The organism is Lewinella sp. IMCC34191 (genome assembly GCF_003390935.1).
Classification (GTDB): domain Bacteria; phylum Bacteroidota; class Bacteroidia; order Chitinophagales; family Saprospiraceae; genus Neolewinella.
The window spans coordinates 186,602-198,802 of record NZ_QNQZ01000011.1 but is presented as its reverse complement, the minus strand read 5'-3'; the positions used below and the strand labels follow the sequence as shown (position 1 = coordinate 198,802).

The window sequence follows — 12,201 nt, the reverse complement described above, 5'->3', positions numbered from 1 at the left end:
AACCCGGATCAAACCGACAGCGATGGTGATGGTACCGGAGACGCTTGTACCACGATCGTCGACAGCGACAATGATGGCATCGCCGACGAGGTCGATAACTGTCCCACGACCGCCAACCCGGACCAGGCTGACCTGGACGGTGACTCGATCGGTGACCTTTGTGACGACGACATCGACGGTGACGGTGTAGCCAATGCCGACGACTGTGATCCTACGGACGCCTCGGTCGGCGCGGCCAGCACGACCTACTACGCTGACGCGGACGGTGACGGCTTCGGTGATCCGAATGATTCGCTGGTTGCCTGTGTGCAGCCCGAAGGTTACGTAACGGACAATACCGACAATTGCCCGGCCACCGCGAACCCGGATCAAATCGACAGTGATGGCGACGGTACCGGAGATGCTTGTACCACGATCGTCGACAGCGACAACGACGGCATTGCCGACGAGGTCGATAACTGTCCCACGACCGCCAACCCGGACCAGGCTGACCTGGACGGTGACTCGATCGGTGACCTTTGTGACGACGACATCGACGGTGACGGCGTAGCCAACGCCGACGACTGCGATCCTACGGACGCTTCGGTCGGTGCGGCCAGCACGACCTACTACGCTGACGCGGACGGTGACGGCTTCGGTGACCCGAACGACTCGCTGGTTGCCTGTGAGCAGCCGGAGGGTTACGTGACGGACAATACCGATAACTGCCCCGCCACCGCCAACCCGGATCAAACCGACAGTGATGGTGATGGTACCGGAGACGCTTGTCAAACCGGTGGAACCGGAGAGACGGCCTTTACTCTAGAGGCAGAGTGTGCTGTGGTCGGATCGAACTGGGTAGTTGAATCCGACGCAAATGCTTCCAACGGCACCTATGTCGTGTACTACAATTCCCGCTCTAACGCTACGCCTCCCGCTGATGTAGCCGCCAACTATGTACGCTTCCAAGTTGCTAATGCTCAAGCCGGCGAGTACCGCCTGTTCGCAAGAGTGTTTGCCCCTGGAACCGGAAGCGATTCGTACTGGGTACGGGTTAACTCCGGAGCGTGGGTACAGTGGAACGCCTTCACAGCTTACAAGCAATACACTTGGGAGGCTGTACCCGGCAATCCGATTACGCTGACTGCCGGTAATAACACGATCGACTTCGCTTACCGGGAAAACAAGGCCCGACTTGACAAGATCCACCTGGATATGGACGGAACCCTTCCGTCCGGTTTAGGAGAACCAGACTTGAACTGTACCGGAACGGCGGAAAATGTGCCACCGGTTGCAGTAGCCTCGGCTACGCCCACTTCTGGTCTCGATCCTCTAACTGTTCAGTTCGATGGAACTGCCTCTACCGACAGTGACGGTACAATAGCCCGCTACCTGTGGACGTGGAATGGTGGGTCGGCAGCGACTGCTACACCGCAAGCAACCTTCACCGAAGGAAGCTATGCCGTGACCCTTACTGTCACCGATGATAAGGGTGCTACCGATACGCATGTCGTAACGATTGAGGTTTTCTCTGCCGGTACGGATACGGATAATGACGGAGTCAATGACGCCGACGACAACTGTCCGGATACGAGCAACAGCGATCAAACCGATACCGATAACGACGGAATTGGCGATGCCTGCGACGACGACATCGACGGTGACGGCGTTCTCAACGACGACGACTGTGCACCTACGGATGCTTCAATCGGTGCGGCCACCGTGACATACTACGCGGACTCGGATGGTGACGGCTTTGGCGATCCAAACGATTCGGTCGTTGCCTGTGAGCAGCCCGAAGGATACGTGCTTGACGGAACCGACAACTGTCCCACCATCAGTAACCCGGATCAACTTGATTCCAATGGGAATGGCCTCGGTGACGCCTGTGAAAATGTCGTGCCGAGCAAAACCGCCTTTACGTTGGAAGCCGAATGTGCCCAGATTGGTGCAAACTGGAAGACGGAGAAGGACGCAAATGCTTCCAATGGATTGTTTGCTGTCTTCCGCGGAACGAGTTCTACCCGTACCCCGCCGGCCGATAACCCCGGTAATTACACTCGCTTCGTCATTCCCGACGCGGAAGGAGGTCAATTCAACCTTTCAGCCCGCGTATTCGGACGCGATGCCGGGAAGGATTCTTACTGGGTTCGGGTAAACAGCGGAGCGTGGTTCAAATGGAATGCCTTTACCGCTTACGGTACCTACGTATGGAATCGGGTTTCCAAGAACCCGATCGCTCTCGAGGAAGGCGTGAATACGATCGACTTTGCTTACCGGGAAGCCGGTACGCGATTAGATAAGATTCACGTCAACAAGGAGGCGACCTTGCCTACGGGCATGGGTGATCCGGATTACACCTGTGGTGGTAATCTGGCCAACCAGGCTCCCATAGCTATGGCCACCGCTACCCCCAATTCCGGAGTTGCTCCCCTTACCGTTGAAATGGATGGTAGTGGCTCGCGCGACAGCGACGGTACGATCGTCGCCTACGATTGGGCATGGTCTGGTGGTACGGTTGCTGGAGTGTCCGGTAGCATCGTTCTGCCCGAGGGCGTTCACGAAGTCAGTCTCACCGTTACGGACGATGATGGCGCTACGGGAACAACTATGGTCAGAATTGCGGTCGGTAACTCCGTGATGCTGGACAGCGACGGAGACGGCGTACCCGACGAGGTGGATAATTGCCCCGATGTCGCCAACCCGGATCAGGTCATGTCGTACTACTACGCTGACGCCGATGGCGATGGCTACGGTGACCCCACCGATTCGATTCAGGCATGCGTTCAGCCCGCAGGATATGTCAGCAACAACGATGACAACTGTCCTTCGACCTATAGCACTGACCTGACGGATACCGACGGTGACGGCATAGGAGACGTTTGTGACCCGGACGATGATGACGACGGACGCGTGGATGCATTCGACTGCGATCCCCTGGACCCTACGGTCATCTACCAACAGGCATTCTACCGTGATGCGGATAACGATGGCTACGGTGATCGGTCGGATTACGTCTTCGCTTGTACCCAGCCCGACGGATACGTGAACAACGGAGCCGACAATTGCCCGGATACCTTCAATCCCGATCAGGTCGATTCGGATGGCAACGGTATCGGAGATGCCTGCGATGAAGATCCGTTTGACGGTAATTATTGGTTGGAAGCCGAATGTGCTACCCTCAGCAACGGATGGAGCATCGGAGAAAGTAGCCTGGTCTCTAACGGCAAATACGTTGGTTACCAAGGTCTCAGTCACCTGACTCCCCCCACGGCGACGGATCCCGGTTCGCAGATTTCTACCACCGTAGACGTCGAGAAGGACGGAACGTACCACCTGTTCTTCCGGATGCACACTTGGAGATCGAGTGATAACAGCTTCTGGGTACAGGTTGACCAATCGCCCTGGATCAACTTCTCCAAATTCGTTGGCGGCAGCCCGATCTCCACTTCGGACTTCCAATGGATCAAGGTGAATAACAACGGTTCCGATCTGAGCTTCGCCCTGGCGGCCGGAGAGCATACCATCCGGATTGCTAATCGGAGTTCCTACACGATGCTCGACAAGATGCTGCTTTCTCCCTCTAAATCGCTTCCCGCAGATATGGGAGGTGAGGGTGTAAACTGTAGCAGTAACTTCACGGGTACCCAACCGGAAAGTGAGCTCACCAGTGATAGCCAACTGGGACTCGGTGAGCCGGTGGAAGAGCGCCTGGCAATCTTCCCCAACCCGGTAGAAAACCAGTTGAACGTTCGTTTGGAGAACGACCGGACCGGACGTGTCTCGGTAATGATCCTGGACGTCCACGGACGCTTGGTACGCGAAGTACAATTCGACAAGGAAGACACGGTGTTGTCTACTGAGCTAGATGTCGCGCAGCTCCCGATGGGAACCTATCACCTGCGGATCGTCACCGGCGATCACCAGTTGTTACGGAAGTTCATCAAATTGAGGTAATCGTATTACCTGCAATGAATAGAAAGGCCCGGAAAGTAATTTCCGGGCCTTTTTATTTTAGGAGATCAGGCTCCATCCCTTGACCGTTCTGAAGTGTATGTCCAGATACTTGCCCAGTACGGCATGTTCGGGGAACTGAAGCGCTGGATCCCGCTGTAGAATATCCTTCGCGCGGTCCCGAGCGACGGTAAGAATTCGCCCATCCTGCGCCAGGTCGGCGATCCGCATCTGCAAAACACCGCTCTGTTGGGTGCCGTCGATCATTCCCGGGCCCCGAAGTTTGAGGTCTGCCTCCGCGATTTTGAAGCCATCGGTGGTATCGACCATCGTGTTGATGCGCTGCCGACTTTCTTTGCTGAGTTTTACGCTGGATAACAGAATGCAGTAGCTCTCCGCTGCGCCGCGGCCCACCCTTCCCCGTAACTGGTGCAGCTGGCTGAGACCGAAGCGCTCGGTGTGCACGATGACCATAATGGTCGCGTTCGGAACGTTGACTCCGACCTCAATGACGGTGGTCGCCATCATGAGCTGAGTTTCCCCGTTTTTGAAGCGGGCCATCTCATAGTCCTTGTCTTCTGGCTTCATCTTGCCGTGAACGACGCTGATTTGATACTCGGGGCGGGGGAACTTGTGCAGCATCTCGTCGTACGCCGCCTCCAGGGCGAGCAGATCGAGCTTCTCGTTCTCTTCGATCAGGGGATAAACGATATAAGCCTGCCTTCCTTTGGCAATCTCTTCCCGGATCCGTCCGAAGACCCGCTCCCGGCGGTGCTCCGTAAAGTGAACGGTCTGAATGGGCGTACGTCCCGGTGGCAATTCATCGATGACGCTAACGTCCAGGTCTCCGTAAGCCGTCATGGCCAGCGTGCGGGGTATGGGCGTAGCCGTCATGACCAGTACGTGAGGAGGGTAGGGGCGGTTCTTCTTCCACAGCTTTGCCCGTTGCTTCACGCCGAAGCGGTGCTGTTCGTCAATGATCGCTAAGCCGAGGTTCTTGAAGACCACCGGTGGCTCGATCAGGGCATGCGTGCCAATAAGAATGTCAATTTCTCCCTGGGCCAGCCGCTCGAGTAACGCCTTGCGGCTTTTACCTTTCACGTTGCCGGAAAGAAAAGCCACGGTAATCCCCATCTCACCCAGGTATTCCTGAATGGATTCGTAATGCTGGTAGGCCAGGATTTCGGTCGGTGCCATGAGGCAGGCCTGGAAGCCGTTGTCGAGGGCCATCAGCATACTCATCAGTCCGACCATCGTCTTGCCGGACCCGACGTCTCCCTGCAGCAGCCGATTCATCTGAATGCCGCGACCCAGGTCCTGGCGGATTTCCCGCAGGACCCGTTTTTGCGCCCCGGTCAGCTCAAAGGGGAGATGGTCTCGGTAGAAGCGGTTAAACGTATCGCCAATCTCCCCGAAAACGTAGCCGGCCACGTTAGCTTCCCGGTTGACTTTCAACTGGATCAATCGAAGTTGCAGCAGGAACAGCTCCTCGAACTTCAGTCGGCGGCGGGCCGCATCCAATTCCGCCTGATTGGCGGGTAGGTGAATCGCCCTGACCGCCCGGTAGTGGCTGATCAGGTGAAGTTCCTTACGCAAGTTGTCAGGAAGCATGTCCGGCAGATCGGATTCGGATAACCGATCGAGGATGCCGCGGATCAGCTTGCGCCGCCCGCGGGTGTCCAGGCCGCGCTTGTTCAGTTTTTCGGTGCTGGCGTATACGGGTTCGAAGGTGGCCACACTCTCGGATTGGCCGGCACTTGCCAGCTCCATTTCCGGGTGCGCGATACTCAGCCGACCGTTGAATTCCTGAACGGTACCGTAGCAAACGTACTCTTCGCCGATCTTGAACGTGCGATCGAGGTAGTTTACCCCGCGAAACCATACCAATTCCAGTGCCGCTCCGCTATCATCCCGCAGACGACCGACCAACCGTTTTTTCCGGTGCTCGCCCTTGACGATCAAGTTAACCAGCTTACCCTTCACTTGGACATTTCCCTGGTCGGGGAGAATGTCGATAATGCGGTGGAATTTCGTCCGATCTACATACCGGAACGGATAGCTGTACAGCAAGTCGCCGAGCGAAAAGATCATCAGCTCTTTACCGAGCAATTCCGCCTTGGCCGGCCCGATACCCGGCAGGCTGGCGATGCCGCGATCTAGTAGTCCAGCCTTGGGAGCCGAAGGAACCATCTGTTTTTAAAACAATTTGGTGTAAATATAAGCTGCTCCCCGGCAACTGCCAAGCCTATCCGTTCATGCGTACGCGCATCGCCTCGAAGAGCAGAATACCGGCGGCTACCGAGACATTGAAGCTGTTGAGCGTCCCGACCTGGGGGATACGAAAAGTTTGGTCCGCCGCCCGGTTTACACCCTCGCTGATCCCCTCGTCCTCCGCCCCCATCACGATGCATAGCGGTCCGGTAAGCGATACGTCCTTCAGGTAAACTTCAGCGGATAGGTCGCTGGCGATCACCTTGACGCCGCTCATGCGAAGAAATTCTACCGTATTGACCAGGCTCTTTTCCCGGCAGACGGGCAGGCGGCTAAGTGCTCCCGCACTGCTCTTTACCGCATCGGCGGTCAGGCCGGCGCTATTCTTCTGGGGGATGATGATCGTATGTGCCCCGCAAACCTCCGCACTACGCGCGATCGCACCGAGATTGCGTACATCCGTCACTCCGTCAAGGAGCAGCAGCAGCGGCGTCTCTCCGCGCTCGTAGATCATCGGTAGGAGGTCTTCTACCCGCTGATAGGCGGCGGCCGCAAGCTGAGCTACCACGCCCTGGTGATTGCCGCGGACCATGCGTTGCAGTTTGGATTGCGGAACGATGGTCATGGGCACGGCGTGCAGCTTGCAGGCCTGCCTGAGCTCCTTTTCGAACTCGCCACGCGTGCCCTGCTGTAGGAATACTTTATCGACCGGTTGACCGGCAGCCAGTGCCTCCAGCACCGGATGACGGCCATAGATAACGTCGCTCTGCTTCATGCCGCAAGATAGCGACGGTACCGTCCATCACTCCCCACCTTGGAAGGTACGGACCACGCCTACGACCAGCAGAACGGCCAGGCCGATCCCAACTCTTACCCAAAACCGTTGGCGCGACATAATTACGCTCTTTAGGTGGTCCGGATTGGCACTGCCGGGAGTCCCTTCACCCGCTTCCCTCACCCAATTCTGATGGCGTCCATTGTCCAGCCCAGGCAGCGCCAGCGCGTACGTAAAGGATGAATCCGACGTCTCTTCCAGGGTATAGGAGATCGCATCGACGTAAGCACCGTCCGCGGCGTATAGTCCGATCCGATCGTCGTGCTTATTCAAGCCGAAGGGCATGTTATCTACCAGGTCCCGTATGCCCGGGTATTGGGCGAGGAACTTGTCACGCTTTTTACACACCACCAAGTACCCGTTCGGAATGATGGTCACCCGGGGTAGCACGAAGCGTTCCCCACTGTCATCGACCAGAAACCAACCCGTAAGATCCACCGTGCGGTCGCCACGATTATACAATTCGATCCAATCGTCGGTGACCGCACTTCTGGGGCAAATTTCGTTAAGCACGATCAGCTCGGCGGCGGAGTCAAGCACCGCAACAAACCGCGCCTCGATGTCGTAAAGTCGTTCGTCGTGCAGGTCGAGTACCAGGCTGTCTGCCGATTCCTTCACGCCCGTCCAGCCGTTGAAGTGATAGCCAGGTTCTGGTACGGCCTTAAGGGTGATGGGAAAATTGGCGAAATAGGCTCCCTCCAGGCCGTCAGTACCGACGTACAGGTTGTCGTTCAGCACGATGTAACCACCCAGGGAGGCGGACAGACTGACCCGGCGATCGTCCCCCCCGCTAAAGAAGGCCCGGTAGTGCTCCCGGAGATGCTCGGGGCGATACAGGGCAAACCGCCGGAGCTGATCAATCTGGTACGCCCATGTGTCGGGTCGCAGGCCCCAGCGGACCAGTTGACGGGGCATCTCGGGCTCAAGCGTAGATACGGCTTGGTCGATTCGCTCGGTGACGGCCTCCGCGCTGAAGTCGGTGTGCAAGTAGTCGAGGGTCCGGTTGACGAAGTTTCGGCGGTAGACCGGGTTCGAAAGCAGCTTGCGTTGAATCAACGTACTCCAGGGCGGGTTAGGCCACGCCGGGCCGTCGTCCGCGGTGAATAGTTGCAGGGTGTTGTTCGTCCAACCATCCGTACGGTGCAGGCCGAACCCCTGGTCCACATCGTACAGAATCCAGCGGAACCGTTCCCCCGGTCCGTGCGGGCGCCAGTACCGGATATTACCCCCGGCGTCCTGGTTGTCAAAGTAGGTCTGGGCAATTTGTAACTGCAGGTAGTTATCGACGTCCATCAAGCTGGAAACCCGTTCATAAGCTGCGACCTGACTGAAGTCCGCCTGGTTAATGAAGGCCAGTAGATCCTCGTATTCGGTACCGCGACCGTGCTTGACGGAACGCTCGTGTTCCAGCAGGCTAAGGGAGTCTTTGTCTACGCCCTCGTGGTGGTCTTCCAGAAAGCGGGGGTTTATCTTTTCCCGCAGGTGGTAAATACCCCAGTACTTACCGTTGATGTACACTTGGGCTGGACGGGCATCCTGGACATCAAGGGTCCAGCTGCGGTCGCTGAGCAGGCCGGTGAGCAAAGCATCACGCAGAAAGCTGCGTCCCCAATCGGACCCCCCGTTCCGCAGGACCAGAAAGCGGAAATCCTTGAGGCCTTCCGGTCCGAATAGGGGGTGGTCGACCCGTTTATTGCCGTAGCCTTCCCGTCCCGAGAGGGAGAATGATTTCTGCGGATGGGCCCGGCTGGCCCCACCGAAGAGGCGAAAACCCATCGTACCCGCGTGAACGGACTGGCCATCGGGCTCATAGATTTCCACGAATGCGGGGTGCTCGCGGTGGGTATCCCAGTTCGGGCGGTCTGGATCGTTGCCTTCCATGAACCACCCGCTGCGGGCGTTAAACAATCGCCAGGGTTCTATACCCAGCGAAACGGTTAGCAATTTACTCTCCGGTTCTCCGATCAGGTAGCTTCCGCCCAAGCTTCGCACAGCCTTATCCACCTCAAAGACGGCAAGTCGGAGTACGGCCGAACGGTCGAGGCGCAGACCCGCGGCGGGGAAGCGGGGTGAACGCTCCGAAGGCTGGGAGCCGTCAGTCGTGTACCGAATAACTTCTTCCCGGTCGGCATCGACCGATATCAATACCGGATCGGCGTGGAAACCAGGAGCGGGCGACAGCGACAGCCTTCCCTGGGCAATAGCCCGGAGTGACAGCAGAGCGGCGCTAAGGCACAGGATTATCCTAAGTTGAAGCAAGCCGTCAGAGAATTGGTTACTTTGTGGGCCCGGTACGGACCCGGAATTCGCATTAATGTATCAAACTTTCCAATGGACTTCAGCCTGCAAAACGACCAGCTCCGTATTACGATACAATCCACCGGTGCCGAGCTGAAAAGTCTGGTCAACCTGGCTACCGGCCGCGAATACATGTGGTCCGGTGATCCGGAGGTGTGGCCAAGTTACGCGCCTGTCCTTTTCCCCATCATCGGTTCGCTCAAGGATGGCGAAACCGAGATTGACGGACAGCAATACCAGATTCCGAAGCACGGTATCATCCGACACAGCGACAAGCTGGAGTTCTTCTCCAAGCTTGAGGACCGGATCGTTTTCCGGCTCTGTAGCGACGAGGAGACGATGGCCCGCTATCCCTTTCAGTTTGACTTCAGGATCACTTTCCGCCTGCGGAACGAGCACCTCATTATCTATCATGAGGTCATGAATACCGACGATAAGCCCATTCTCTTTCACCTGGGCGGGCACCCCGCCTTCCGCGTACCTTTCTACGACGGGGATCGGTACGAAGACTATTTCTTGCGCTTCGAACACCCGGAGGATAGCCAAAGCTATAAGGTAACGGATCAGGGAACGGTAAGCGACGACACGCGGTCGGTCCCGTGGACCGAGAACGGTACGATCCTGCCCCTGACCCACCAACTGTTTGACAAGGACGCGCTCGTTTTCAAGGACCTTAATTCGCGCAGCGTCAACCTGGAGAGCCGAAACCACGGTCCCGTGCTCAAACTGGATTACGCCGGCTGGACACATCTGGGGGTCTGGGCTAAACCACACGGCGATTTCGTGTGTATCGAACCCTGGATCGGTCTGGCTGATGCCGCCAACGGCACTGGCAAATTCGCCGACAAGGAAGGAATTATCAGCCTGGCGCCCAACGAGGTATACGAAATGAGCTACGACATCAAGATCTTATAGCCGGTAAAGCGGCTCTATGGCCCGGTAGAACCGGAGCAAATCCCCCTCTTCCAACGGCCGGCCCGCCGCTACTAAGCGAATCTGGGCCAGTGCCCGCTCGGTAACGTCAGCCGGCAGCCCGATCCGCTCGGACAAATCGTCGGGGGGGAGCCGTCCCTCTCCCCAGCGCACACCAAAGCGGGCATTCAGATGAAAGCGTAGACTGGCCAGTTCTCGCTGTGCGAGGGCGGCGTGGTTGCCTTTCTCGTGGACGAGGCGACTGATCGTATCAATGAACCGCTTACTGGAATTCACCCGCGCGGGAAGCAGGGGAATGACCCGTTGGCGACGTTTGCCCCTGAAAAGAACGTACAGCAGTGCCCCAACCAGAAGGGTGTACCAGGAAAAGGCAAGTGCCCGGTGCTCCTGAATGTACCGGAGGGTATCGTTCCCGCTCAGCAGATTGCGGCCACCCGTATAGTCCCGGGAAGCTTGCTGGCCCGTCTGCGACGCCGAGCGTCGGTAACGACGGCTCGCTTCGTCCCAGACCGTCGGCCCGGAACGGATTACGCCCAGCACATCTTGGGCGTAGCGGTATTGGGTAGAGTCAACCAGGAACCAATTCGTGAAGAAAATGGGGTTAGTGTGCAGGTAGATCGCTCCCGCTCCCCGGTCAACCCGGATAAAGTTGATCCCGGCCGAATCAATGGTACCCAGCGCCTGGATGTTTCGGTCGGGATTGCAGAGGAGAACTTCGGGGATAACCTGCAATGGCAATGCCACAGGCACCCAAAACCGCGTATTGACGAGTTTGAAGCTGTCGCCCCTCGGATACCGGAAGGCCGTGAGGGAATCCAGGTAAACTTCCGGGAAGGCCGGTTCCAGCAGTCCTCCTTGTTCGGGATCGTAGCAATCCTCCGTGAAGAGTTGCAATAACAGGTCCTCCGGCAACTGCTTGGCCACGATGAAAGCATTGTTGCCCTTGCTGACGTAGTCCAGCAGGTCCGTAATGGCTTCGTCGGAATAGTAAGGATACTGGCCAACAAACAGGTAATTGCGCGCACCTACGGAATCAAGACGGTGCAGATCGGCCGTGTCGCGCAGGGTTTGCAGTCCTTCGGCGCGCGCGGAGAGCAATTCACGCAGGGCGAGCAGGTCAAAGGGGTTGCTTCCCTCGGGGTCGTAGTTTTCCGACCAATCCGTCGACGTACAACCGCAAAGGCAAATCACGGCCGCGTACAAGTAAGCTACGCTCCTCATGCGCGGGTCATTTTAGCCGGACCGGCTACCTGTTCGGTGATACGATCGAAGCGACTGCGCACCAGGCGGTAGGAGAGGGTATCCAGGGGGTACTGACCGTACCAGTACCGTTCGTAATCCCGGGTTACCTGATCGAAATCATCGCGAATGGGGTGCTCGCGGAGCTGTTGGAGGTAGTCCCGGTTGCTGAAGTCCTTGCGGTAGCGGATCTGCCCGCCTTCGTTGAGGATCTGCAGGGTATGAAGGTAGTGCAGGCGAATCGCGAGATCGAACTGACCGGTTTTCTCCGCCTGTGCGAGCAGGTTGGGGTCCACCCCGTGCTTGACCAGGGTTTCCTCGTCTATCTCGTCGTGAAATAGCTCGGGTTGATTTACGGACTTATTTCCTGCGCTCCGCCGCCATCCTTTCAGCAGTGCGTAGACGAGTAGCCCCAGGGCGCCAAGCAGCATTCCTCCGATCCCCACCAGCACCGGCATCGGCAGGTCGGACAAGTCCGGAGCCGATGAGCCGACGGGCGCCCCGGCGGTTTCTTCGCGGGCCACGGGTGCCTCGAAAACGATCTCCTCGCGCAGCGCTTCCAGCCGATCGGCGGGGAAGATCTCGCTATCCTGGGCGATCGCCACGGCCGGGAAGGCGCAAAACGTGAAGAAAAAGAGGGTTAAAATGCGGGCCATCGGTAGAGTCAAATATACGGCAACGTTTATCCCGTTGCCGGCGCGCCGAACAGTGTTTCCTAAAGCGGAACGAATGGACAATGCCTGCTTTTTACT

7 protein-coding genes are annotated in these 12,201 nt (G+C 57.6%); 2 read left to right on the top strand and 5 right to left on the bottom strand.

Annotated elements, in window-relative coordinates:
• On the top strand, positions 1–3,936 hold a 3,936-nt coding region (locus DRW39_RS19260; RefSeq protein WP_116108716.1), incomplete at its 5' end, for a thrombospondin type 3 repeat-containing protein.
• Between the two features lie 57 nt (positions 3,937–3,993).
• Here DRW39_RS19260 and recG read toward each other — a convergent pair.
• Genes recG through DRW39_RS19245 form a run of 3 tightly spaced genes read right to left on the bottom strand, consistent with a single transcriptional unit; the run spans position 3,994 to position 9,238 of the window.
• A complete protein-coding gene (recG, locus tag DRW39_RS19255; RefSeq protein WP_116108715.1) occupies positions 3,994–6,123 on the bottom strand; it encodes an ATP-dependent DNA helicase RecG in 2,130 nt (709 codons plus the stop codon).
• Positions 6,124–6,178: 55 nt separating this feature from the next.
• Positions 6,179–6,919, bottom strand: a complete 741-nt coding sequence (gene rlmB, locus DRW39_RS19250) for a 23S rRNA (guanosine(2251)-2'-O)-methyltransferase RlmB (RefSeq protein WP_116108714.1) — start codon at positions 6,917–6,919, stop codon at positions 6,179–6,181.
• A gap of 27 nt (positions 6,920–6,946) precedes the next feature.
• Positions 6,947–9,238, bottom strand: a complete 2,292-nt coding sequence (locus DRW39_RS19245; protein ID WP_157976230.1) for a CotH kinase family protein — start codon at positions 9,236–9,238, stop codon at positions 6,947–6,949.
• A 72-nt stretch (positions 9,239–9,310) separates the two neighbouring features.
• On the opposite strand from DRW39_RS19245, the gene DRW39_RS19240 reads away from it, so the two are divergent.
• The gene (locus DRW39_RS19240) at positions 9,311–10,192 is read left to right on the top strand and encodes an aldose 1-epimerase family protein (RefSeq protein WP_116108712.1); all 882 of its coding nucleotides are present in this window, start codon (positions 9,311–9,313) and stop codon (positions 10,190–10,192) included.
• Here the strand turns inward: DRW39_RS19240 and DRW39_RS19235 are convergent.
• Positions 10,187–11,401, bottom strand: coding sequence for a DUF4350 domain-containing protein (locus DRW39_RS19235; RefSeq protein WP_157976229.1), 1,215 nt, complete (start codon positions 11,399–11,401; stop codon positions 10,187–10,189). The genes DRW39_RS19240 and DRW39_RS19235 overlap by 6 nt on opposite strands.
• Before the next feature lie 26 nt (positions 11,402–11,427).
• Positions 11,428–12,105: a DUF4129 domain-containing protein gene (locus DRW39_RS19230; RefSeq protein ID WP_116108710.1), complete on the bottom strand. Its 678-nt coding sequence runs from the start codon at positions 12,103–12,105 to the stop codon at positions 11,428–11,430.
• Positions 12,106–12,201 lie beyond the last annotated feature (96 nt).